Source organism: Sphingobium sp. RSMS, from assembly GCF_005406185.4.
Classification (GTDB): Bacteria; Pseudomonadota; Alphaproteobacteria; order Sphingomonadales; family Sphingomonadaceae; genus Sphingobium; species Sphingobium fuliginis.
Window position 1 is genome coordinate 282017 of the sequence record NZ_CM191258.1, and the last position, 22182, is coordinate 304198.

Annotated in this window: 21 protein-coding genes and 1 riboswitch; of the genes, 10 read left to right on the plus strand and 11 right to left on the minus strand. The window is 66.1% G+C overall.

Features of this window, described 5'->3' with window-relative positions:
* Positions 1-37 precede the first annotated feature (37 nt).
* The 5 genes from EGM87_RS19470 to EGM87_RS19490 all read right to left on the minus strand — a co-directional run bounded on the left by EGM87_RS19470 (position 38) and on the right by EGM87_RS19490 (position 4431).
* Positions 38-373 (minus strand): UrcA family protein, encoded by a 336-nt coding sequence (locus EGM87_RS19470; RefSeq protein ID WP_137709048.1) that lies wholly within the window; start codon positions 371-373, stop codon positions 38-40.
* Positions 374-498: 125 nt separating this feature from the next.
* Entirely contained in the window at positions 499-861 is a 363-nt protein-coding gene (locus tag EGM87_RS19475) for a hypothetical protein (protein ID WP_044660827.1), read from the minus strand.
* A 16-nt stretch (positions 862-877) separates the two neighbouring features.
* Positions 878-2455, minus strand: a complete 1578-nt coding sequence (locus EGM87_RS19480) for a tetratricopeptide repeat-containing sulfotransferase family protein (protein WP_137709047.1) — start codon at positions 2453-2455, stop codon at positions 878-880.
* A complete protein-coding gene (locus tag EGM87_RS19485; RefSeq protein WP_137709046.1) occupies positions 2452-3408 on the minus strand; it encodes a sterol desaturase family protein in 957 nt (318 codons plus the stop codon). Before EGM87_RS19485 ends, EGM87_RS19480 begins: the two co-directional genes overlap by 4 nt.
* An 87-nt stretch (positions 3409-3495) precedes the next feature.
* Complete coding sequence (locus EGM87_RS19490; protein ID WP_099187071.1) at positions 3496-4431, minus strand: LysR family transcriptional regulator; 936 nt, start codon at positions 4429-4431, stop codon at positions 3496-3498.
* Positions 4432-4565: 134 nt separating this feature from the next.
* Between EGM87_RS19490 and EGM87_RS19495 the strand changes: the two genes are divergently transcribed.
* Positions 4566-5609, plus strand: coding sequence for an isopenicillin N synthase family dioxygenase (locus EGM87_RS19495; RefSeq protein WP_137709045.1), 1044 nt, complete (start codon positions 4566-4568; stop codon positions 5607-5609).
* Here EGM87_RS19495 and EGM87_RS19500 read toward each other — a convergent pair.
* From EGM87_RS19500 to EGM87_RS19510, 3 genes are all read right to left on the minus strand, one after another.
* A complete protein-coding gene (locus EGM87_RS19500) occupies positions 5580-6179 on the minus strand; it encodes a hypothetical protein (RefSeq protein WP_137709044.1) in 600 nt (199 codons plus the stop codon). The two genes, EGM87_RS19495 and EGM87_RS19500, sit on opposite strands and share 30 nt — an antisense overlap.
* A gap of 30 nt (positions 6180-6209) precedes the next feature.
* Positions 6210-7190: a sterol desaturase family protein gene (locus EGM87_RS19505; protein WP_025546605.1), complete on the minus strand. Its 981-nt coding sequence runs from the start codon at positions 7188-7190 to the stop codon at positions 6210-6212.
* Positions 7191-7464: 274 nt separating this feature from the next.
* Positions 7465-7971: an MgtC/SapB family protein gene (locus EGM87_RS19510; RefSeq protein ID WP_025546607.1), complete on the minus strand. Its 507-nt coding sequence runs from the start codon at positions 7969-7971 to the stop codon at positions 7465-7467.
* A 339-nt stretch (positions 7972-8310) separates the two neighbouring features.
* Positions 8311-8500: riboswitch (cobalamin riboswitch) on the plus strand.
* Between the two features lie 192 nt (positions 8501-8692).
* Here EGM87_RS19510 and EGM87_RS19515 point away from each other — a divergent pair.
* From EGM87_RS19515 to cobU, 7 genes are read left to right on the plus strand one after another with little or no spacing between them, the layout of a single operon-like run.
* Positions 8693-9100, plus strand: coding sequence for a DUF1636 domain-containing protein (locus EGM87_RS19515; protein WP_025546609.1), 408 nt, complete (start codon positions 8693-8695; stop codon positions 9098-9100).
* Positions 9097-10113 (plus strand): nicotinate-nucleotide--dimethylbenzimidazole phosphoribosyltransferase, encoded by a 1017-nt coding sequence (gene cobT / locus EGM87_RS19520; protein WP_137709043.1) that lies wholly within the window; start codon positions 9097-9099, stop codon positions 10111-10113. The genes EGM87_RS19515 and cobT overlap by 4 nt, the downstream gene beginning before the upstream one ends.
* The gene (locus tag EGM87_RS19525; protein ID WP_137709042.1) at positions 10110-10673 is read left to right on the plus strand and encodes a histidine phosphatase family protein; all 564 of its coding nucleotides are present in this window, start codon (positions 10110-10112) and stop codon (positions 10671-10673) included. Before cobT ends, EGM87_RS19525 begins: the two co-directional genes overlap by 4 nt.
* Entirely contained in the window at positions 10670-11380 is a 711-nt protein-coding gene (locus EGM87_RS19530) for an adenosylcobinamide-GDP ribazoletransferase (RefSeq protein ID WP_025546613.1), read from the plus strand. The genes EGM87_RS19525 and EGM87_RS19530 overlap by 4 nt, the downstream gene beginning before the upstream one ends.
* Entirely contained in the window at positions 11377-12354 is a 978-nt protein-coding gene (locus EGM87_RS19535; RefSeq protein WP_137709041.1) for a threonine-phosphate decarboxylase, read from the plus strand. The genes EGM87_RS19530 and EGM87_RS19535 overlap by 4 nt, the downstream gene beginning before the upstream one ends.
* Complete coding sequence (gene cbiB / locus EGM87_RS19540) at positions 12347-13282, plus strand: adenosylcobinamide-phosphate synthase CbiB (RefSeq protein WP_137709117.1); 936 nt, start codon at positions 12347-12349, stop codon at positions 13280-13282. The genes EGM87_RS19535 and cbiB overlap by 8 nt, the downstream gene beginning before the upstream one ends.
* Before the next feature lie 5 nt (positions 13283-13287).
* A complete protein-coding gene (gene cobU, locus EGM87_RS19545; protein WP_137709116.1) occupies positions 13288-13791 on the plus strand; it encodes a bifunctional adenosylcobinamide kinase/adenosylcobinamide-phosphate guanylyltransferase in 504 nt (167 codons plus the stop codon).
* 34 nt (positions 13792-13825) lie between these two features.
* On the opposite strand, the gene EGM87_RS19550 is transcribed toward cobU, so the two are convergent.
* From EGM87_RS19550 to EGM87_RS19560, 3 genes are read right to left on the minus strand one after another with little or no spacing between them, the layout of a single operon-like run.
* Positions 13826-15202 carry an efflux transporter outer membrane subunit gene (locus EGM87_RS19550; RefSeq protein ID WP_137709040.1) on the minus strand — a complete coding sequence of 459 codons (1377 nt, stop codon included), beginning with the start codon at positions 15200-15202 and terminating at the stop codon, positions 13826-13828.
* Positions 15199-18342 (minus strand): efflux RND transporter permease subunit, encoded by a 3144-nt coding sequence (locus tag EGM87_RS19555; protein WP_044660813.1) that lies wholly within the window; start codon positions 18340-18342, stop codon positions 15199-15201. The genes EGM87_RS19550 and EGM87_RS19555 overlap by 4 nt, the downstream gene beginning before the upstream one ends.
* A 12-nt stretch (positions 18343-18354) precedes the next feature.
* Complete coding sequence (locus EGM87_RS19560) at positions 18355-19485, minus strand: efflux RND transporter periplasmic adaptor subunit (protein ID WP_171009960.1); 1131 nt, start codon at positions 19483-19485, stop codon at positions 18355-18357.
* A 243-nt stretch (positions 19486-19728) separates the two neighbouring features.
* Here EGM87_RS19560 and EGM87_RS19565 point away from each other — a divergent pair, with 243 nt between their 5' ends.
* Complete coding sequence (locus EGM87_RS19565) at positions 19729-20457, plus strand: response regulator (protein ID WP_044660811.1); 729 nt, start codon at positions 19729-19731, stop codon at positions 20455-20457.
* 18 nt (positions 20458-20475) lie between these two features.
* Complete coding sequence (locus tag EGM87_RS19570) at positions 20476-21846, plus strand: ATP-binding protein (RefSeq protein WP_044660810.1); 1371 nt, start codon at positions 20476-20478, stop codon at positions 21844-21846.
* The last annotated feature ends 336 nt before the right edge of the window (positions 21847-22182 follow it).

Here is a 22182-nt window from a genome sequence, read left to right on the forward strand (position 1 = left end):
GCGTCCGCGGCGCCATCAAGCGCCGCGGAGCAGATTTTCAGCGGGCGGAAGCCATCTGGACGGGCGACTTATCGCCAGCCTTGGCAAGCCGGGCTTCAATCTGGGCGCGGATGTCGGCCGCAACCGCAGTGCGACAATCCCGCGCCTGGGATTCGAGAGCGAGGTGCACGCCCGCCAAATGATCGCCGCAAACGGCCCGCGCCGCCTGATCCATGCGGATGGCTAGGCTCTGCTGGCCAGAGGCGGTAGAGAGGTCCAACCCCTTGAGGTCGAGGATCGCGGTGTCCTGAGCGAAGGGATTGCCGCCGGCAGTGCCAGCGATTGCCGGGGTCGCGAAGGCGAAAGCCGCCAGGCACATGAGCCCAATCTTCATCATCTTCTCCTGTGCGAAAAACGAGCACCGCTCTTCGGCGGCTGGCGCGTAGATAAGCCCGGGAGAGAAAACTTACAATATCTATTCCGAATATGTTCTTTTATTACTTATAGCCATAAAGGTTATTACTTCGCCCTGACCACCAGCATCGCAAGGTCATCAGCATGACCGAGCAGCCCGATCGGCAGATCGGCTTCATGGCTCAATCCCTCGACCGCGACCGTAACCGTTCGCGCCATGGGAGCGGACCAGGACCGGACGGTGCTGACCGGCAAGCGAACCCGCCAGTTATGGCGGCCTTCGACCGGCACGATGTGGCCATTGACGCTGACCTTTGAAGCGGCATTGTCGCGACTGCCGGAAATCAGCAGGCAGTTTTCCGACCGAAACTCCACCAGACGGGTCCGTGGGGAGGAAGCGGCGGCGGCCGGCTGCACGAACCCCGCAGCCAGGGCCATGCAGAAGGCGAATGTTCCAGATCTGGGCATGGTCGCGCGCTCCCTTTCAGTCGATGGAAATGCCGGATCGTTCGAAGAAGCGTCGAACGGGTTCCAGGACCTGCTCATGCCGTTTCCACCGCGCAACCGCGTCGCGGTAGATCGGCCGGCGGACCTGCGCCGCGCTGGGCGTGGAAACCGGCGCATCATTGGTGTGGAAGGACAGGCACTCATCCGCCCATTCCAGACCGCAATGGGCGAGCAGGCGGCGGCTCTGGCCTTCCTGGTCCGCCACAAGATCCTCGTAGCGCAGTTCGATGACCCGCCCCGGCAGGACTTCGCGCCACAGGGCCATCAGCCGGTCGAAGCGGACGTAGTAAGCGGCGATCTCCAGAAGGTCGTAGCTATAGTCATAATAGCGCGAATTGACGGCAAAGAGATTGCGGAAGTTGCTGAGCACCGTGTCCATCGGGTGGCGACGGAGGCAGACGATGCTGGCTGCCGGGAGGGCCCGCGCAATGAACCCGGCATAGTGGAAATTACCCGGGAACTTGTCGATGAACCTCCGGCCGGGGTCGCGCCGGTGATGGCTGGCGCGTTGCAGGAAGTCGCGGCCGATCGCGCCCATGTCGCTGGCCGCAGCCGTGGCGATCGTCTCCGGGTCCATGACCGTGGGCGTGCGCGTGCCTGCCGCCTTCTTGACGGCGAGCGGCATCGCTTGCAGTTCCCCAGCGCTCTCGACGTCAGGGTGAGACGAGAGAATGCGGTCGACCAGCGTCGTGCCGGTGCGCGGCATCCCTATAATGAAGATCGGCGCATCTCCGGGGGCGTCGCCCACGGGCGCCGTAGCGATGCTCGGCCAACTCGCCTCTATCGCGTCGAAGGTCGCGGCATCGCGCGCAAACTCGTAACGCAACGTGCGGCGATGCTCGGCATTGACCGCGCAGAGCCGTTCCAGTGCTTCTTCCGGGCGGCCGAGATCTTCGAGTTCTTTCGCCAGAGCATAGCCTAGCAGCAGCCTGCCCCGTCCGTCCCCGGTGGTTGAGTGCACCTTCGCGAGGCGCTCGACATGATTATGCCCGGCTGACTGCTTGCGCAGGCTGGAGAGAAGGTGATGGGCACGGGCATCATCCGGCGCCAGGGCGATCAACGCCTCCAGCGCGGCTTCGGCTTCCTCCGTCCGGCCGAGGAAGTTGAGCGTCACGGCCTGGTTGTAGCGGAACTGCCTGTTCCCGGGTTCGAGCCGCACCGCTGCCGAAAAATGACCGAGCGCGGCCGGGTGGTCGCCCAGGCGGGCATAGACGCAGCCCATCGTGTCGCGGCTCAGGGCATCGCCGGGCAGGGCCTGCTCTGCATCCTGCAGCACGGCGGCTGCGTCACCGTCCTGCCGTACCAGAGTGAAGAGCCTGGCAAGCTGCGCGCGATATTCGCCTTGGGGATCGAGTTCGACCGCGCGGCCGAGATGCTGGATGCCCGCATGGACGCGGCCGATGCTCGATTCTGCGACGCCAAGGAGGAAGTGACCTTCGGCATAGCCGGGATTTTCCGACACCAGCGTCGCGGCCAATCGCTGAGTGGCATCGATGTCGCCCCGGGCGAGCGCGCTGCGCGCTGCGATGGCCTGACCGGAGCGGGCCGCCATCATGCCGCGGCCTTTGCTCCCGCAGCGTCCCGGTCCAGATCATCGGCCGGGCTCGCCTCAGCCAGTGCGCCGCGTGGCTGCTCCGCTGTGCGCCAGACCTTGAATTTCTCGATCATCGGCGCGAAGGGGAACATCGTCTGCTCCCGGATGGTCAGCCGCTTGCGGTCGTCCTGCCCGACGAGAATGCCCTCGCCCTCGCGATATGTTCCGAAGATGCGATCCAGCAGGATCAGCGAGTTGCCGTAATTGCAACGCGTGCTCTCATAGTCGGTGGAATGGTGCAGGCTGTGATGCCTGATCGTCGTGAAGAAGAACGAATACCAGATCGGGGGGTCGGAACGCACATTGGCATGGGCGAAGACGGAGATGACGCCCATGGTGTTCAGGGCTGCGAAGATGGCCGTCTTGTCGAAATCGAACAGCGCGACGACGCTCAGGCTGATCAGGAACAGCTCGATCGGGTTGCCGACGGCGCCCTTGGCCGCATTAAGCTGGGTGATATGGTGATGCGGCGCATGGGTGAGCCAGAAAGGCGTCCAATTGTGCATCAGCCGATGCATCCAATATTGGCCGAATTCGATGAGGAAGATCACCATTGCGACCTGCGCCAGCCAAGGCAGATGGCTCGCCCATGCCGTGGTCAGCCCCAGCGAGGCCTTGAGGGCGACCAGCGGTTCCTCGGCCAGTTTCTGCGTCAGCCAGGCGATCACGGTCGCGCTGAGGACCGAATAATAAAGGTCCGTCAGGAACTCCCGCCTGTTCATGCGCCAGCCGGCATGACGTTCGTGCACAGCCTCCAGCAGCAGGATGGCGATCACGATGAGGGGAGAAGTCACGGTGAGAGCCCAGGGATGCTCGACCAGAGACCTTGGTCCGAACGCCCAGAAGCTGAGGACGACCGCGATCATGGCAGGCGGGATCAGGTTGAATAGCCGGTCTTTGAGGCTGGTTTCCATGCCGCAGCTCCTGTCAGTGCCTTCACACTGCGCTGCGCTGCGTCATGAAGGGAGGTCGAAAATCCCGATGAAAGCCATAGACTGGATTTATGCCCGTTGCGCACGCACGCGCCGGATGACCTCATCCCAGAAAAGCTGCGTGGCTGTGTCCCGCGCCGGTTCCGACCGGGCGAGTAGGAAGATGTCGTAAGCGGGCTCGAAATCCGCGAACAGCATGGGCCATAAACGGCCGCTTGCAACGTCACCTGCAGCAGCGGCGGTGGGAAGGAAGCCGATCCCTACGCCCATGTTGATAAGCCGCCGCGCCTCGTTGATGTCCTCCGCAAGGCCGCTCACCACGGTGCCGAGCCGATAGCGCCGGCGCAAATGGGTGATGGCTTCTATTTCATCATCGCCGGTCAGGACGAAACCCTGATCCTTCAGTTCACCCAATCGGCTCACCCGATATCCGAAATAGGGGCTGCTGCGCGAACAATAGAGCTGCTGGCGCTCGATCAGCAGCGGTTCGTACATCAGGCTTCCGCGGACGCTGCTGTCATAGCCCACGCCGATCTCCACCTCCCCCTGCTCTAGCGCATCGAGAAGCTGGCGCCAGGGAGAGACGCGGATTTCGATGTGGATGGCCGGATTGCGCCGGTGAAAGCTGGCAATGGCCTCGTCGAACTCGGCCGACACCAGGCCGGACACGATCTGGATGCGGACGATGCCCTCGACCCGCTTGGTCGCCTGCGCGATCACATGGGGCATCATCCGGGCGGATTCCAGCATGTCCTCGCACAGCGCCATCATCGCCTTGCCGGCCGCGGTCATCTCCACGCCGGTGGCGGTGCGGTGGAGCAGCGCCGTCCCGACATGGTCCTCCAGCCGCTTGAGCGCCGCGCTGATGCTCGGCTGCTGCCGGTTGAGCCGTCGCGCCGCCGCGCCGATGCCGCCGGCGCGAACGATATCCACGAAGGTCCGCATGAGGTTCCAATCGACCCGGCTGGCAAATTTCCTGTCGATCAGCGGCGTTCGATCGTTCATGCGCGTGCTGCTTTCCTGGAAGATATAGCGGCTCTTCATAGGCGGTGGACTGCTCCGCTCATAGATCAAATCGATGGAAATCATAGCATGGGTCCATCTATCGCTATGCCCAAGGGGATTTACGCTCCTCATCCATGACACAGCACCATGTCCTGCCGCTCGTCGATATTTCGAAACTGGACAGCCCCATGCTTGAGGATCGGCTTTCCGTCGCCCGCGAACTCGACCGTGCCTGCGTGGAGGCAGGGTTCCTCTACATAGCGGGCGCACAGATGGACGATGCCTTGTTCCGCAGGATCGTCGCGCGCGCGCAGGCCTATTTCGCGCTCGACGCCGACACCAAGATGAAGAGCTATATCGGCCTTTCGGAAAACCACAGCGGCTATGTGCCGGTGGGGGAGGAGCAATTCGCCGCCGGCCAGCGCGACCTCAAAGAGGCGTTCGACGTCAATTGCGACTATGTGCGCTCCGAGGGCAGGCGACCGCTGCTGGGTCCGAATCTGTGGCCCGAAATGCCGGGCTTCCGCGAAGACGTGCAGGCTTATTACCGCCATGTGACGGGCATCGGAGGCCAGCTTTTCCGCGCCTTCGCCCTGGCGCTCGGGCTCGACGAAGATCATTTCCAGGCGCATCTGCGAAATCCACCCAGCCAGCTTCGGCTGATCCATTATCCCTTCGACGCGACGGCTGAAGACCGCCAGGGCATCGGCGCGCATACCGATTACGAATGTTTCACCCTGCTGTTCGCAACGGCGCCCGGTCTCCAGATCATCGACCGGCAGGGCCAGTGGATCGACGTTCCCCTGGTCGAGGGCACGATGATCATGAACATCGGCGACATGATGGAGATACTCTCCAACGGCCGCTATGCCGCGACACGGCACCGCGTGAAGAAGGTCAGGGAAGAACGCTATTCCTTCGCGCTCTTCCACGCCTGCGACTATGATTATGTCGTTGCCCCGGTCGTGCGCGGGGAGGAGCCCCGTTACGCCCCGCTCAAGGGCGGCGAGCATCTGTTCAACCAGACGGCGCAGACCTTCGCCTATCTGAAGCGCAGGATCGCCAGCGGCGAACTCGTGCTCGACGGCGCCCTGCCGCTCGATTCCTTCGGCCCGGCCAGCAGCGCAGCCGAACCGATGCAGCCATCGTCAACTCAGCAGGCTCTTTCTGAACAGTGATTTGACGAGCCGACCCTCCAGAATGCGTCCCACGACATAGAGCGCGGCGAACAGGCCGGCGAAGACATAGGCCGCAGTGGGCTTTGGCGCCTTGCCATCCTCCTTGTTCTTGTCGTCCTTCTTGGGCTTTTCAGGCGCCGGCGCGCCCAGCGCCTTGTCGATCCAGTGCTGCGGCAGGACCTTGTCCTTCTTGTCGTCCTTTTTCACCGTCTCCTGCGCCGCTGGCTTTGCGAGCTTGCCGGCGACGATCGTCAGCCCGGCGAAGCTCAGGAACAGCAGCGGCGCCAGGAAGCAGAACAGCAATGCCCGGCTGGTCAGGCAATAGCGCAGCACCGGCCCGGCCGGCTCCCTCTCGATCCTGAGAATGCCGCCATCGAAGATGGACATCCTGTCCTGCGCGGCCTGATCCTTCTTGCTGAAGGTCAGCGTGTCGCCAATACGCTCATGGCTGGTGCCGGCCTGACGGAACAGGGGCCCGAGCCTGGCCATGGCTTCATCGGCCGATTGCCCGGAGGCGAGCGCCATGCTGCCCTTTATATGCCAGATCCAGTCCAGGAAACGCGCTGTCACATGATCCCCTTTTTGCAAGAGCAAGTTGCCTTATTCAGCCGGCACCGCCGCTGGGCGGCCGTAGCGTTCCTTGATCGTCTTCCAGCCTTCGGTGAAGGGATAGGTCATCTGCTCGCGGATCGACATCCGGCGTCCGCCCTCCAGTCCCAGCAATTCGGCTTCGCCATCGACGCAGGTTCCGAAGATGCGATCGATGAAGATATAGGTGTTGGAATAATTGCTGCGGGTCGCTTCGAAGTCCTGCGAATGATGCAGGCTGTGATGTTCGGTGGTGTTGAACAGGAAGCGCCACCAACGCGGCGTGTTGAAGCGGACATTGATGTGCTGATAGGTGCCGATCGCCAGACCGAAGCTGCCGGCAAGGAGGGCGGCCCTCGGCAGGAAGTCGAAGAACCCGCCAATGCCCAGCCCGATCAGGAAAAGCTCGACGGGATTTCCGACCGCGCCTTTGTTGATGTTCAACTGGGTGATGTAATGATGCACCGAATGGGGCAGCCAGAGCGGATACCAGTTATGCATCCCCCGGTGCATCCAATATTGCCCGAAGTCGAAAATGAAGGAGATCAGGAAAGCCTGCACCAGCAGCGGCAGGCCCGTGAACCACGCCAGCTTGTCCCAGTCGAAACTGTGCTGGATGGCCTCGATCACCGCACCGCTGCCGATATAATGTTCGACAAGGTCCAGAATGGTGTAGCCCAGCCCGACATAGAAGAGATCGGTGACCAGTTCCTTCCAGGTCAGACGCCAGCTCTCATAGCGCGGGCTGACCCATTCGAGCGCCAGCAGCAGCACCCTGAAACCGATGCCGATCCCGATGGCGGTGGACGCCTTGGCGATGGAATTGGGCGCATAGTACCAGAAGGCGATGAGCGCGAACAGCGCCGTGGGCTGGAACCAGGTGAAGATGAACTGCTTGAGCGGTCCGCCTTCCACCCGGCCTATATTTTCCCACCCGATGATGACGGGCGCCTGTGCGCCTATCACTCTCTTGCCTACGCGAACGCCGTCCATATGCTGACCTCGAGATGCTGCCTCGTCCCTGCGGGCGTGTCCGCCTCGCCAGGCGACGAAAATGATGTTCGCAGTTCATTGAACTTCATGTCGTTTCAGCATCGGGAAGACGCGCCCAACGCGCCAGATGCGATTAAGGTATATGCCCCATAGATGCTGCCTATGCCCTTCCGACCCAATCATGGTTTCGGAATGACGATCCGTTGGAGCGAAGGAGCGACGGACCGTGGGCGGGCGATTTCCGACTGCTCGTTTCAACGCATCTTGCCGGCTTTCAGTTTTCGCGCTCCGGGGCGGACCCGCGCCGGTTGGGCATGGTCATGGAATCGGCGTCCGGATCGTCCGATCCGCTCTCGCGCGGACCGATATGCTTCTCGAATATGAGCAGCAGGGAAAGCAGCAGCAGCGCGATCAGCGACCCTGCCAGCACGAGGACATATTGGCCGGCGCCCGCCGTGATCCCGACGGCAGCGGCCATCCACAGGCTTGCCGCCGTGGTCATGTTGCGCACATCTCCGCCGCGCACGAAGATCAGGCCGCCCGCGATGAAGCCGATCGCCTGGGCAAGGCCCTGAACGACGCGGATCGGATCGCTGTCCTTGTGGACCTCCGCCAGTTCCAGGGCGGACAGGGTCAGCATGGCCGAACTCAGCGATACCAGCCCGTGGGTGCGCAGGCCCGCATCATGGCCGTTGCGTTCGCGCTCGAACCCCAGGGCGAGCCCCAGCAGGGTCGCGAGAAAGAGGCGGACGAGCGTGGTGCCGAGGTCGTTGGCCAACATAGCCATAATACCCGCGAGAGGCGCGCCCGTTCCCGTGAATGCGGCCGAATGGGAAAGCGGCTTCGCGCCTGCCGCTCAGCGTTCGGTGATGTCGGAACGGAGGTGCGCGATCAGGTCGTTGACCCGCATGTCGTTTTCAGCCGTGCATGCGAACAGGCGGCAGAACCAGTCCATCCATCGCGTCAGAATCGCCATGGCCCTCTCCCTATCGCCCGATAATAGCAGTTCACGCAGGTGAAGAGAAGCTTTGCCATTGCCCGGCCGAGGGGAAGTCGCGCGATTGGAGCGGGCTGGGCCGGCTTTGTTTTTCCACCCTTGCGATTGGACGAAGGCGGCTTTATCAGCGCTGGTGCGACAGGTTCCCCGCAAGGGGATGAAAAGGGAAGTCGGGTGGAACGCCCGCGCTGCCCCTGCAACTGTAAGCGGCGAGCCATCCGGCCATCGCGCCATTGGGCCATGAAGGTCCGAGAAGGCGGCCGGAAAGCATCGACCCGCGAGCCAGGAGACCTGCCTGACGCCGTCGTTCTTCGACCGGACAGGGTGTGCCGGCCGAACGGGGGTTCCCTCGCTGAACGACAGCCATCGCCTTGCCGGTTGGACCGTGCGGGGGAAGGCCTGTCGCCTGCCTGGTGCCGGACCGTCCTCCCTTGCCCGGTTCCCGTCGGGGCACATGCCGTCGGGCGGGAGGATGTGGAATGACTGATTTGCGGAGCGATCGCTGATGCTGCGGGCCGTGGGGCCGGGGGCTTCGGTCGTCGTCTGTTCGACCTGCCGCCTTTCGGCGGAACAGCGGGAGGATGCTGCCGGACGGCGGGGCGGCGCCTTGCTGGCAGAGGCGCTGCACAGGGTACGCGACGGCGATCCCGCTTATGCGTCCGTCGCTGTTCAGGACATGCCCTGCCTCTTCGCCTGTCAGCGCCATTGCACGGTACATGTGCGCGGAACGGGCAAGATCGGCTATGTGCTGGGCGACTTCACGCCGGATGAGGAAGCCGCGCGCGCGATCCTGGATTATGCCCTGCGCCATGCCCAAAGCGACGAGGGCGTGGTGCGCTATGCGGACTGGCCCCAGGGGGTGAAGGGGCATTTCATCGTCCGCACGCCGCCCGAAGGCTTCGTCTGTTCATGATCCGGTTCAACGACCGCGCGGCCTTTGCCGCCGCGCTGGCCGACCTTTCCGCCCCGGATGCAGGCGCCACCGAAGCCGCGGCGGCGCGGCAGCGGGTGCTGACGAAGCCGGCCGGTTCGCTTGGGCGGCTGGAGGAGATCGCGCTTTTCATGGCGGGTTGGCAGGGGCGGGAACGCCCCCGGGCGGAGCGCATCCGCGCCGCGATCTTCGCCGGCAATCATGGCGTGGCCGCGCGCGGGGTCAGCGCCTTCCCGGCCGAGGTCACCGCCCAGATGGTGGCGAATTTCCGTCATGGCGGCGCGGCGATCAATGCGCTGGCCCAAGCCTGCGGGGCGGAGCTGGCCGTCATCGCGCTCGATCTGGAAAGGCCGACGGAGGACATCTGCGTCGCGGCGGCCATGAGCGAGGCGGATTGCCTGAGCGCGATCAACGCGGGGGCGGCGGCGGTGGAACCGGGACTGGACCTGCTGCTGCTGGGCGAGATGGGCATTGCCAACAGCACGCCGGCGGCGGCGCTCTGCGCGCAGGCCTTCGGGGGTGCTGCGGCCCATTGGGTGGGACGGGGGACAGGCGTGGATGGCGACGGGCTGGCGCGCAAGGCCGAAGCTGTGGCGCGGGCGCTCGCCCTGCACGGGGCGCATTGCGCCGATGCCTTCGAAACGTTGCGCCGGCTGGGCGGGCGAGAGATCGCAGCGCTGGCCGGCGCGGTGCTGGCGGCGCGGATGCTGCGCGTGCCGGTGATGCTGGACGGGTTCATCGGCTGCGCGGCGGTCGCGCCGCTGGCGAAGGACAATCCGGCGATCGTCGGGCACTGCATGGCCGCCCATATGTCGGCGGAGGCGGGGCATGAACGCCTGCTGGCCGCTCTGGCGCTGGAGCCGTTGCTGCGGCTCGACATGCGGCTGGGCGAAGGAAGCGGCGCGGCGGTCGCGGCGCAGATCGTGCGTTCCGCTCTGGCAGCGCATGGCGGCATGGCGACCTTTGCCGAAGCGGCGGTGGCAGGTGCGCTATGAACGCCTTTCCCCTCCACCTGATGCGCCATGGCGCGCCGCAGCTTGCCGGACGGTTGCTCGGTCATCTGGACGCCCCGCCGGAAGCGGAGGGGATCGCCCTCTGCATCGAGCGGGCGCGGCATCTGGATTTCGCGCGGGTGGTGACATCCGACCTCGCCAGGGCGCGGGCGCCGGGCGCGGTGATCGCGGCGGAGCGGGGTATCGAACTTGACGTCGACCGGCGCTGGCGGGAACTGAATTTCGGGGATTGGGAGGGTGCGGACCCCGCGCTCCTGCCTGCGGAGGATCTGGCGCGCTTCAGGGACGATCCGGACGGATTTCCGCCGCCTGGGGGCGAAAGCTGGACCGACCTCCGCGCCCGGATCGGGGACGGGCTGGACGTGCTTGGCGAGCCGGCATTGGTGGTCTGCCATGCCGGGGCGATACGGGCGGCGCTGGCTGTGCTGTGCGGTTTCGACGTGCGGCAGGGCTGGGCGGTGGACCTGCCCTATGGCGCGGTGCTGAGCCTGCGGGTCTGGCCGGAAGGGCGGTCGGGACAGATTACGGGCCTGATCGCATGAAGCGGCTGGTGCTGGCCCTGCAATTGATGACGCGCCTGCCGTTGCCCGCGCAGGATGTCGATGAGGGGGATTTCGCCGCCGCCATCCGCTGGCTGCCCGCAACGGGCATTGCCGTCGGGCTGGTGGTCGCGGGCGGTGCCGGGCTGGGCATGCGCATCGATCCTTGGGCGGGGGCGCTGTTCGGCCTGGTCGCCTGGGTGGCCGTGACGGGTGCGCTGCACCTGGATGGATTGGGCGACATAGCGGATGCGGCGGGGGCGGCGCATGGCGATCGGAGCCGCCTGTCCGCCGTTCTGGCCGATCCGCATATCGGCAGCTTCGGCGTTGTCGCCATCGGCCTGCAACTGGCGGCCAAGCTGGTGCTGTTGCGACTCTGGCTGGAAAGCTTTCCGCCATGGATGCTGGCGGCCGTGGCGATGGTGGCGCGCATCGGGCCGCTATTCTGGACGCGCTGGCTGCCGCCGCTCCATGAAGGACTGGCCAGCCGTTTCCGGGCCGGGTGGCGGGCGGAGCCGTTTATCCTCTGGTCGATATTGGGGCTGGCGCTGGGTTATCGGGAGCCTGCCCTTTTGGCGGCGATCCCGTTGATCCCGCTCTGGGGTCTTTGGCTGCGCTCGCGGATCGGCGGCATCTCCGGGGATGGGCATGGCGCCGGCATCGAATTGCTGGAGAGCGCCCTGCTGCTGGCGATGGCGGTGGCGCGATGAGCGGCTTCACCTGGCATGGCGGCCGCCTGGCCGAAGCGCGGGGCGCTTATGGCGGGCAGGACTGGATCGACCTCTCGACCGGGATCAACCCCCTAGCTTGGCCGGGGTCCGATCATCTGTCCATCGACTGGCGGCATTTGCCCGATCCGCACGATTTGGCGGCGATGGAGGCGGCGGCGGCGGCCTGTTTCGGGGTCGATCCCGATCATCTTTGCACCGTGCCCGGCAGCGAGGCGGGATTGCGGCTGGTGGGGCGGATGCTGGACATGCCCGCACGATGGCTTGTGCCCAGCTACCGCACCCATGCGGAGATTTTCGCGCATGGCGCCCCGATGTCCGCCGATGAAGAACCGCCTCGCGAAGCGATCGCCCTACTGCTCGCCAACCCCAACAATCCCGACGGCCGCATCCTGCCGCCTGCCCGCCTGCTGCAATGGCTGGCCCGGCTGGAGGAGCGCGGAGGATGGCTGATCGTCGACGAAGCCTATGCCGACGCCGTGCCTTCATGCAGTCTGGCGGGCGAAGTGGGGGATGGGCGGCGGCTGATCCTGTTGCGGTCCTTCGGTAAATTCTTCGGGCTGGCCGGTGTCAGGCTGGGCTTTGTGCTCGGGCCGCGAGAGGTCGTCGCACAGCTGCGGCGGATGCTGGGGGAATGGCCGGTTTCGGCGGCGGCGGTCGCGTTCGGCGGCGCGGCCTATCGCGACCGGAACTGGATCGACGGGACAGTGACGGCGCTGGGCGAGCACGCGGCGCAACTGGATGGTTTGCTGGCGCGGCACGGATTGGGGGCGCGGGGCGAATGCCCGCTATTCCGTCTGGTGGAGGTGGAGGATGGGTGGGCCCTGTTCGACAGGCTGGCGCGGCGTTCGATCCTGACGCGCCCCTTCGAGGAGGACCGGCGCTGGCTGCGGATCGGCCTGCCTGCCGATACGAGGGCTCTCGCCCGTCTTGACCGGGCGTTGGCCGATGGGTGAGCCGGTGGCCCTGGCGGCGCTGATGCTGGATGCGGCGCTTGGCTGGCCGGGCTGGCTGCATGCGCGGATCGGCCACCCGGTGGGCGGTTTCGCCCGGATCATCGGTGCGGCGGAGCGGCGATGGAACCGGGAGGCGTGGAGCGGCCCGGTGCGCCGCTGGACGGGAATCGCCCTGCTGTTGCTGTTGCTGGCCGTGGGCGGGGGTGCCGGTCTGGCTTTGGAATGGGCGATCCGCCGCTGGGGCGGGTCCATGGCCTGGCCATGGCTGGCGCTCGCCGCATGGCCGGCGCTGGCGCAGAACAGCCTCTATGTCCATGTGGCGCCGGTGGTTCGGGCTCTGGCGCGCGGGGATCTGGATGCCGCGCGGCAGGCGGTGGCCCGGATCGTGGGCCGCGACACGGCCGCGCTGGATGAGGCGGGCGTTGCACGGGCCGGCATAGAAAGTCTGGCCGAAAGCTTCTGCGATGGCGTCGTGGCGCCGCTGTTCTGGCTGCTGCTGCTCGGTCTGCCGGGAATATGGGCCTATAAGGCCGTCAACACAGCCGACAGCATGATCGGGCACAAGGAAGCGCCCTATACCGACTTCGGCTGGGCGGCGGCCCGCTTCGACGATTTGTTGAACTGGGTGCCGGCGCGGCTCTCCGGCTTGATCCTGTGCGTTGCGGGCGGCGGCGGATGGGCCGTGTTGCGGCGGGATCGCCGGAAGCATGCCTCGCCCAACGCGGGATGGCCGGAGGCGGCGATGGCCGGCGCGCTCGGCATCCGGCTGGCGGGACCGATCCACTATGACGGCGTGCTGCACGACAAACCATGGATCGGCGCGGGTGGGGAAGCGGACGTCCGCGCGATGCGGGCCGCGCTCCGGATCTATTTGCGCGCCTGCCTGCTGCTGTGGGTCCTGGCCGCCATTTGGGAGAATGTCGGATGACGAGAATGCTGGTGCTGGGCGGATGCCGGTCCGGCAAGAGCCGCTATGCGCAGCAACGCTGCGAGGCTGTCGGGAACGGGAACCTGGCCTATATCGCGACCGCGCAGGCCTTCGACGCGGAGATGGAGGAGCGGATAGCGCGCCACAAGGGTGAGCGTGGAAGCCGCTGGCTGACCATCGACGCGCCCATGGACCTGCCCGCCGCCCTGTCCAAAGCAGCGCGCCGGGCAGATGCCGTCCTGGTCGATTGCCTGACGCTGTGGCTGACCAACCTGATGCTTGCCGAAGAGGATTTGGCCAGCGCCCGGGCAGCGCTGGCGGAGGCGATGATGGCCTGTCCGGTTCCTGTCGTGCTGGTGAGCAATGAAGTGGGCCTCGGCATCGTGCCGGACAATGCCCTGGCCCGGCGGTTCCGGGACGAGGCGGGCTGGCTGAACCAGCAGATGGCGGCCCTGTGCGAGGACGTCATATTGATGGCCGCCGGCTTGCCGCTGCGGTTGAAGGGCTAAGGTCAGGCGGCGTAGGTTCGGCCAGCCATGGCGATCACCCTTCCCGAAAATCGGCCCCGATGACCCGGTAGAGCAGGATGCGGTTCCTGATCAGCGCCAGGTTCGTCGCGATCGCGCTTTGCTGCGCATTGTAGAGGCTTCGCTGGCTGGTCAGGCTGTTGAGGAATGGGTCGATGCCCGCGCGATAGCGTTCCTCGGCCAGCCTGTAACTGCGCTGGCTGGCGAGGACCAGACGCTGCTGGGCGGCCTGCTGCTCGTCAATCGTGCCTTCGCGCGCCAGTGCGTCGGATACTTCCTGAAAGGCGGTCTGGATCGCCTTTTCATATTGGGCAAGGCTGAGGTCGCGCTGCGCCTTGCTATATTCGAGATTGCCGCGAGCCGCGCCGCCGAAGATCGGCATGCCGACGGACGGCGCCGCCGACCAGGCGAAGCCGTCGCCCGTGAAAAGCGACGACAGCGCCGAACTGGCGACGCCGATGGCCGCGGTCAGGCTGATCCTCGGGAACATCGCGGCGCGCGCCGCGCCGATGTCGGCATTGGCGGCCTTCAGCTGATGTTCGGCCTGCAGCACGTCCGGCCGCTGGAGCAGCACGTCGGAGGAAAGGCCCGCCGGCACCTTCGCAATGCTGCCGGTCAGTTGCTGCAACGACCGGGGCAACAGCGCATCCTCGACCGGCGCGCCGGCCAGCAGGTCCAGCGCGTTCCGGTCCTGCGCCACCTGGGTGACGTTCGCGGCAATGTCGCTGCGCGCCTGTTCGACCGTGGTTTCGGCCTGATGGACGTCCAGCTTGCCGATCAGCCCCGCGCCGTTCAGCGACCGGGTGAGGGCAAGCGTCCGTTCGGCGCTCGCCAATGTCTGCCGGGAAAGGTCGAGATATTCCTGATCGGCGGCCAAGGTCGCATAGGCCGTGGCCGTTTCCGCGATCAGGGCGATGCGGGTCGCCCGCGCCCCTTCTTCGGTCGCCAGATAGGATTCCAGCGCCGATCGGGCCAGGTTCTTCACCCGGCCGAACAGGTCGATCTCGAACGCGCTGAAACCGATGTCGGCGCTGTAACTGTCCTGGCGGGCGTCGTTCCGCCGGGAAAAGCTGGCTGCCGCCTCGCCGGTGACGGCGGGCAGCCGTTCGGCGCGCTGCACCCGGTAGAGCGCCCGGGCCGCCTCCACATTGGCGAGCGCGGCGCGCAGGTCGCGATTATTGTCCAGCGCACGCCCGATCACCGTCCTGAGGCTGGGATCGCCGATCAGCGCGGTCCAGGGCAGGCCGGGCCTTTCCGTCGCGGCCGCGGGCGCATAGGCCGGGCCGCCGGGGAAGCCGGCGGGCACCGGGGGCGTGGGCCGCACATAGGTCGGCGCCATGTTGCAGGCCGACAGGGCCGCTCCCCAGGTTAGGATGAGGAAGGCGCGCCTCATGCCGGAACCTCCGTGGCGTTGGCGGCGGGGGAGGGCGGGTTCTTGCGGTTGAAGATGCGCATGATCGTCAGGAAGAAGAGGGGGACGTAGAAGATGGCGAGCACCGTCGCGGTCAGCATGCCGCCGATCACCGCCGTGCCGATGGCGACGCGGCTCTGCGCGCCCGCGCCGCTGGCGATGGCGAGCGGAATGACGCCCGCGATGAATGCCAGCGACGTCATCAGGATCGGGCGGAAGCGCAGGCGCGCGGCCTCCAGCGCGGCGGACATGGCGTCCTTGCCCTGCAGATAGGCGAGTTCCGCGAATTCAACGATCAGGATCGCGTTCTTGGCGGCGAGGCCCATGGTGGTGAGCAGGCCGACCTGGAAATAGATGTTGTTCTCCAGCCCGCGCAGCGTCACCGCCAGCACCGCGCCGATCAGGCCGAGCGGGATCACCAGCAGCACGGCGAGCGGGATTGACCAGCTTTCGTAGAGCGCGGCGAGGCAGAGGAACACGACCAGCACAGACAGGCCGTAGAGCAGCGGCGCCTGCCCGCCGGAAAGCTGCTCCTGATAGGATAGGCCGCTCCAGGCATAGCCGGTGCCGGGGGGAAGCTGTTTTTGCAGCTTCACCATCTCGTCCATCGCCTCGCCCGAACTGGAACCGGGCGCGGCCTGCCCCTGGATTTCATAGGAAGACTGGCCGTTATAGCGCGAAACGGTGGTCGGCCCCATCGTCCAGTGGGTGGTGGCGAAGGCGGAGAAGGGCACCATTTCCCCCGTCGTGGCGGAGCGCACCTGCCAATTGTCGAGATCGGTCGGCAGGGCGCGGAAGGGCGCGTCGGCCTGCATATAGACGCGCTTCACCCGGCCGCGGTCGACGAAATCGTTGATATAGGTGCTGCCCCAGGCGGCGCTCAGCACATTGTCGACGCTGCTCTGGGTGAGGCCGAGGACCGCGAGTTTCTCGGAGTCGATGTCGACCTTGAGCTGCGGCGTGTCCTCCAGCGTGGCGGCGCGCACGCCGGCCAGTTTCGGGCTGCCGGTCGCCGCCTTCATGAGCTGGTTGCGCAGTTCGAGGAAGCGTTCGCGGCTGAGGCCGCCGGTGTTCAGCAGTTCGAAGGTAAAGCCGTTGGACTGGCCCAGCCCGCGAATGGAGGGCGGAGTCATCGCCAGCGCCTTGGCATCGCGGATCGCGGCGAGTTGCTTCGTGGCGCGGTTCGCGATCATGGTCGCGCTGTTGGCGGCTCCCTTGCGCTTGTCCCACGGCACGAGGCTGACGAAGCCCTGGGCGGTATTCTCACCCTGCCCGGCGAAGCTGAAGCCCTGGGTCACGAAGATGAAGTCGACATTGTCCTTCTCGTCATTGACGAAGTAATTCTGGATCTGGTCGATCGCGGCGCTGGTGCGGGAGGATTTGGCGCCGGCGGGCAATGTGACCTGAACCATCACCTGGCCCTGGTCCTCCACCGGCAGGAAGCTGGTGGGCAGGCGGACGAACAGCAGCCAGAGCAGGCCGAGCATCACCGCATAGCCGATCCAGAAGACGGTCCGCCGGCCGATGAAGCCATTCAGCCGCGCCATATAGCCATGGGTGACGCGGCCGAACCAGCGATTGAACTTGCCGGTCCATCCCCGGTCGCGTTTCTCATGCGAAACCGGCTTCAGGATCGTCGCGCAGAGGGCGGGCGAAAGGATCAGCGCAACGACCACCGAAAGCAGCATGGAGGAGACGATGGTGATCGAGAATTGCCGGTAGATGACGCCTGTCGACCCGCCGAAAAAGGCCATGGGCAGCAGCACGGCGGACAGGACCAGCGCGATGCCGATCAGGGCGCTGCCGATCTCCTCCATCGACTTGATGGTGGCCTGCCGCGGGGAAAGTCCTTCCTCTTCCATGATGCGTTCGACATTCTCGACCACGACGATGGCGTCGTCGACCAGCAGGCCGATGGCCAGCACCATGCCGAACAGCGTCAGCGTGTTGATCGAATAGCCGAACAGCGCCAGCACGCCGAATGTGCCGAGCAGCACCACCGGAACGGCGATGGCGGGCACCAGTGTCGCGCGCCAGCTTTGCAGGAAGATGAACATCACCACCACGACCAGAGCGACCGCCTCGATCAGCGTCTGGACCACTTCCTCCACCGACAGCTTGATGAAGGGCGTGGTGTCGCGTGGATAGGTGACGGTGTAGCCATGCGGCAGGTTGGTCGACAGTTCCCGCACCTTCGCCTTGACCAGTTCGGCGGTCTTGAGCGCGTCGGCGCCCGGCGCGAGCTGCAACGCCATGCCGGAGGCGGGATGACCGCTGAGGCGCGCGGAGGAGGTGTAGCTTTCATTGCCCAGTTCGACCCGCGCCACGTCCGACAGGTGGACGACCGATCCGTCGCTCTGCGTCTTGACGATGATGTTGCGGAACTGCTCGGGCGTCTGCAGGCGGGCGCGAGCGGTGACGGTGGCATTGAGCTGTTGCCCCTCCGGCGCGGGGTCGGCGCCGATCTGGCCCGCCGACACCTCGACATTCTGGGCCGCGATGGCGCTTTGCACGTCCGACGGCATCAGCTTGACGGTGGCCAGCCGGTAGGGGTCCAGCCAGATGCGCATCGCATATTGCGATCCGAAGATCTGGGATGAACCGACGCCGTCGACGCGGGCGATGGCGTCCTGGAAATTATTGACCAGATAGTCCGCGATGTCGGCCTGCGACGCCGTGTCGGTCCTGTCGTAAAGGCCGACGACCATCAGGAAATCGGTCTGGGACTTGGTGACGGTCAGGCCCTGCTGCTGCACGGCATTGGGCAGCCGGCTCAGCGCCTGCTGCACCTTGTTCTGCACCTGCACCTGCGCGGTGTCGGGATCGGTGCCCTTCTTGAAGGTAACGGTGATCCGCGCCTGTCCATTGGCCGTGGACGAGGAGGAGAAGTACATGAGACCGTCGATGCCGGTGAGCTGTTGCTCGATCACCTGGGTGACGCTGGTCTCCACGGTTTCGGCCGCCGCGCCGGGATAGTTGGCGCTGATGTTGACCGACGGGGGAGCGATGTCCGGATATTGGGCGATCGGCAGGGTCAGCATCGCGCCCAGGCCTGCCATCATGATGCCGATGGCGATGACCCAGGCGAAGATCGGCCGTTCGATGAAAAAGCGGCTGAGCAAGGTCCCGGCCCCTTATTTCGCGGCCTGGTCGACCGGAACGGCCTTGACCGTGTCGCCGGGCTGCACCTTGTCCGTGCCCTCGACGATCAGCCTGTCGCCTCTCCGCAATCCGTCGGTGATCAGCCATTTGTCGCCCACGGCCTGCGCGGCGGTGACGGTGCGCCGTTCGACCTTGTTCCCCTTGTCCACCACCAGCGCGGTGGCGTTGCCCTTGGGATCGCGGCTGATGCCCTGCTGCGGCACCAGTATCGCATTCGGCACGACCGACTGCGGCGCGACCACGCGCACGAACATGCCGGGCAGCAGCAGGCCGTCCGGATTGGGGAAGCGGGCGCGCAGCGTGACGGTGCCGCTGTCGGGATCGACGATGGGCTCGGCAAATTCGATGCGGCCTTCCAGCGGATAATCGGTGCCGTCGTCCAGTTTCAGCCGGATCGTGGCGCTGGCGGGCAGCGCCTTGCCCGCCGCCAGCGCGCGGCGCAACTGGAGCAGCTTTGCGCTCGATTGCGTCACGTCGACGAAGATCGGGTCGAGCTGCTGGATGATGGCGAGCGGCGTCGCCTGGCTGGCCGTCACCAGCGCGCCGGGCGTCACGGCGGACCGGCCTATGCGCCCGCTGATCGGCGCCCGGACCTGCGTGAAGTTGAGGTTGATGCCCGCCGTCTGAAGCGTGGCGCGGGCCTGTTGCACGGCGGCGGCGGCCTGACGGGCCGTGGCGATGACGTCGTCGCGATCCTGCGCGCTCACCGCCTCGCTCTGGCCTAGCGTACGGTAGCGACTGGCCCTTGCCTGCGCGGCGGCGGCGGTCGCCTGCGCGCTGGCCAAGGTGGCCTGCGCCTCGTCGCGGGAGGCGCGGTAGAGCGAGGGGTCGATCTGGTAGAGGGGCTGGCCCGCCCTGACCGTCGAACCCTCCGCGAACAGCCGCTTCTGGACGACGCCGGCGACCTGCGGCCGGACCTCCGACATCATGGTGGAGGCGGTGCGGCCGGGCAGTTCGGTGGATACGGTCACGTCCTGCGCCGCCAGAGTCACCACCCCGACCTCCACCGGTCCCTTTTTCGGCGCCTCCTTGTGACCGCAGGCGGCGACAAGGACGCAAAGCGCCATGGAGGCGGTCCGAAGGGCGGGGAGGCGGCTGGGCATGGTCGTCGGGCGGGTCCAGAATGAAGATGGGGACTTCGCCCGGCGCAGGGGGAGGGAGGGGCGCGCCGGGCGAAGGTCGGCTCCTCCAAGGGGGCGCCGACCTGCTCCTCATCCCTCTTCATCATGTCGCATGGTAGAGCGACTTTTCATCCGGTTGGATCATTGTGTAGCGGATTGTATCGATATGTAACGGCCGCCGCCGCGAGCGCAGACTTGCCGCGCGAATGCGGTTAGAAGGAGACGATGCCCGATATGCCGCCATCCCGCCCGTTCCGCGTGATCGTCGTCGATGATGATGAGGACATAAGGGGGCTGATCGTCGGACAGCTTGCGCAGGACCATTATGAGGTGGAGGCGGCCGGCAGCCTTGCCGAGTTGCGGGGGCTCATGGCGGCGGGGGCGGTCGACCTCATCGTGCTCGACCTCAACCTGCCAGACGGCGACGGCCTGTCGCTGTGCCGGGAATTGCGGGGGCAGGGCAATGGGGTTCAGATCATCATGGTGACGGCGCGGGGCAGCGCCATAGACCGGGTGCTGGGATTGGAACTGGGCGCGGACGATTATCTGACCAAGCCGTTCGAGCCGCGCGAGCTGCTGGTGCGGGTCCGCAACCTGCTGCGGCGGTCGCGCAGCGAGGAGCCGGCGCGGCAGAAGACGGCGCGGATCGCCCGCTTCGGATCGTGGCGGCTCGACCTGTTCCAGCGGCGGCTGATCGCCAGCGACGAGCGGCTGATCATGCTCTCCTCCGCCGAATTCCGCCTGCTGTCGCGCTTCATCGAGGAACCCAATGTGGTGCTCTCGCGCGAGGCGCTGGTGCCCGAACGCCGGGCCACGGCGGCGTTTGACCGGTCCATAGACCTGCAGGTCAGCCGGTTGCGGCAGAAACTGGCCGACAGCCCGGGCGGCGACGGCCTGATCCTGACGGTGCGGGGCGAAGGCTATGTGCTGGCGAGCACGGTGACCTATGAATGACGGGCGGATGATCGGCGCATGATGATCCCCGTCGTGGCGCGGGCGCGCAATTTCTTCCGGTCGCTGGTGGGGCAGATATTCCTGCTGCTGACCGTCGGCATGACGATCGCCGCCGTGCTGGCGCTGCTGGTCGCGGAGCAGGCCCGGCATCTCGATTTCGAGCGCTGGCGCCTTCAGCGCGTCGTGGCCAGCGCCGTCGACATCGCGCAGCGGCTGAGTCACGATCCGGTCAAGATAGAGGCGATGCTGAAGGACCAGCAGATCATGGGGGCGAGGACCGCGCCGGAGGGCGTGGCGCTGGCGGACCCGGACCCGACGCTGGCGGACGCGCTGGCGGTGCGTTTCGGGCCGCACTCCAACCCCGAAGCGGGGCAGGTGCCGGTCGGGCTGTGCTTTCCGGCCGGCAAGGTCGATCCGAACAATCGGGCGGCGGGTCTGATCGACGCGCCACGGCCCGATTGCTGGGTCGTGCGCTTCACCGACGGCACGGGCGAACGGCGGTCGCTCGCCCTCTATTTGCCGCGGGTCGTCAAGCCGCCCAGCAATCTCGCCAAGCCGATCTACCTGCTGCTGATCCTGCTGTCCTCGGCGGGGCTGGCGATCGTCGTCGCGCGCTTCGTCGCCAAGCCGCTGCGCCGGCTGGAGCGGGCGGCCGAAGCCTTTTCGGTATCGGTCGATCCGGAAGAAATCCCGGAGCGGGGGCCGGAAGAAGTGCGGGCTGCCCTGTCGACCTTCAACCTGATGCAGCGCCGGGTCCGTGCGGGCTTTGCCGAGCGGACGCAGTTGCTGGCGGCGATCAGCCATGATCTTCAGACGCCGCTCACGCGCCTGCGCTTGCGGCTGGAACTGGTGGAGAACGAGGAGTTGCGGGCCCGCCTCTTGCAGGATCACCAGGCGATGATGACGCTGGTCCGCGAAGGGCTGGACCTGGCGGCGAGCACGGAGGCGCAGGAGGACTGGTCGGTGATCGACATCGATTCGCTGCTGACCAGCATGGCCGAAGACGCGCAGGACCTGGGATTGCCCGTGCGTTTCCTGTCAGGCTGCGGCGGCACGGTCCGGGTCAAGCCCAACGCGCTGACCCGCTGCATCAGCAATCTGGTGAACAATGCCGTGAAATATGGCGGCAGCGCCGACGTCAGTTGCATGCGGCAGGGGGCGCGCGTGCTGATCGAGGTGCGCGACCATGGGCCGGGCATCGCGCCCGATCAGTTGGACCAGATGTTCGAACCCTTCACCCGCGGTGTGGCGGGGCAGCCCGGCGGGCGGCCCGGGACCGGCATCGGCCTCACCATCGCGCGATCGCTGGCGCTGAGTTTCGAGGCGTCCGTGCGCCTGGCCAATGCGCCGGACGGCGGGCTGATCGCCACGATCGACATGCGGGCGTAACGGCATTTCCGCAGGCGGGATGGATGCCGAAACAGGTTCAGCATATGCAATGCAGCCTTCGATCGTCGCGATCGCATCGTTCCATGCATGGGAACCAATGCACCCCTGGTGAGATTATCTCCTTTACCCTCTTCCCTCCCGGGGGCTCAGGTGACACTATGCATCATATCGCGGCGGGGGAACGTCGCGCCGATTGGAAGATGCTGCATGACGGCGGCGCGGTAATGATCTTGCCGGTCGCATGAAGATGGTCGTGCGATTGCCGGAAATGCTTCTGCGTGGCCGGATAAGCATCGTGCGTTCTTTTTGCAGAAACATGCAGATCGACGATTGGAC

Coding starts and splice junctions, on each gene's coding strand:
- EGM87_RS19470 (WP_137709048.1), bottom strand. CDS start 373: ATGAAGATTGGGCTCATGTGCCTGGCGGCTTTCGCCTTCGCGACCCCG.
- EGM87_RS19475 (WP_044660827.1), bottom strand. CDS start 861: ATGCCCAGATCTGGAACATTCGCCTTCTGCATGGCCCTGGCTGCGGGG.
- EGM87_RS19480 (WP_137709047.1), bottom strand. CDS start 2,455: ATGATGGCGGCCCGCTCCGGTCAGGCCATCGCAGCGCGCAGCGCGCTC.
- EGM87_RS19485 (WP_137709046.1), bottom strand. CDS start 3,408: ATGGAAACCAGCCTCAAAGACCGGCTATTCAACCTGATCCCGCCTGCC.
- EGM87_RS19490 (WP_099187071.1), bottom strand. CDS start 4,431: ATGAACGATCGAACGCCGCTGATCGACAGGAAATTTGCCAGCCGGGTC.
- EGM87_RS19495 (WP_137709045.1), top strand. CDS start 4,566: ATGACACAGCACCATGTCCTGCCGCTCGTCGATATTTCGAAACTGGAC.
- EGM87_RS19505 (WP_025546605.1), bottom strand. CDS start 7,190: ATGGACGGCGTTCGCGTAGGCAAGAGAGTGATAGGCGCACAGGCGCCC.
- EGM87_RS19510 (WP_025546607.1), bottom strand. CDS start 7,971: ATGTTGGCCAACGACCTCGGCACCACGCTCGTCCGCCTCTTTCTCGCG.
- EGM87_RS19515 (WP_025546609.1), top strand. CDS start 8,693: ATGCTGCGGGCCGTGGGGCCGGGGGCTTCGGTCGTCGTCTGTTCGACC.
- cobT (WP_137709043.1), top strand. CDS start 9,097: ATGATCCGGTTCAACGACCGCGCGGCCTTTGCCGCCGCGCTGGCCGAC.
- EGM87_RS19525 (WP_137709042.1), top strand. CDS start 10,110: ATGAACGCCTTTCCCCTCCACCTGATGCGCCATGGCGCGCCGCAGCTT.
- EGM87_RS19530 (WP_025546613.1), top strand. CDS start 10,670: ATGAAGCGGCTGGTGCTGGCCCTGCAATTGATGACGCGCCTGCCGTTG.
- EGM87_RS19535 (WP_137709041.1), top strand. CDS start 11,377: ATGAGCGGCTTCACCTGGCATGGCGGCCGCCTGGCCGAAGCGCGGGGC.
- cbiB (WP_137709117.1), top strand. CDS start 12,347: ATGGGTGAGCCGGTGGCCCTGGCGGCGCTGATGCTGGATGCGGCGCTT.
- cobU (WP_137709116.1), top strand. CDS start 13,288: ATGCTGGTGCTGGGCGGATGCCGGTCCGGCAAGAGCCGCTATGCGCAG.
- EGM87_RS19550 (WP_137709040.1), bottom strand. CDS start 15,202: ATGAGGCGCGCCTTCCTCATCCTAACCTGGGGAGCGGCCCTGTCGGCC.
- EGM87_RS19560 (WP_171009960.1), bottom strand. CDS start 19,485: ATGCCCAGCCGCCTCCCCGCCCTTCGGACCGCCTCCATGGCGCTTTGC.
- EGM87_RS19565 (WP_044660811.1), top strand. CDS start 19,729: ATGCCCGATATGCCGCCATCCCGCCCGTTCCGCGTGATCGTCGTCGAT.
- EGM87_RS19570 (WP_044660810.1), top strand. CDS start 20,476: ATGATGATCCCCGTCGTGGCGCGGGCGCGCAATTTCTTCCGGTCGCTG.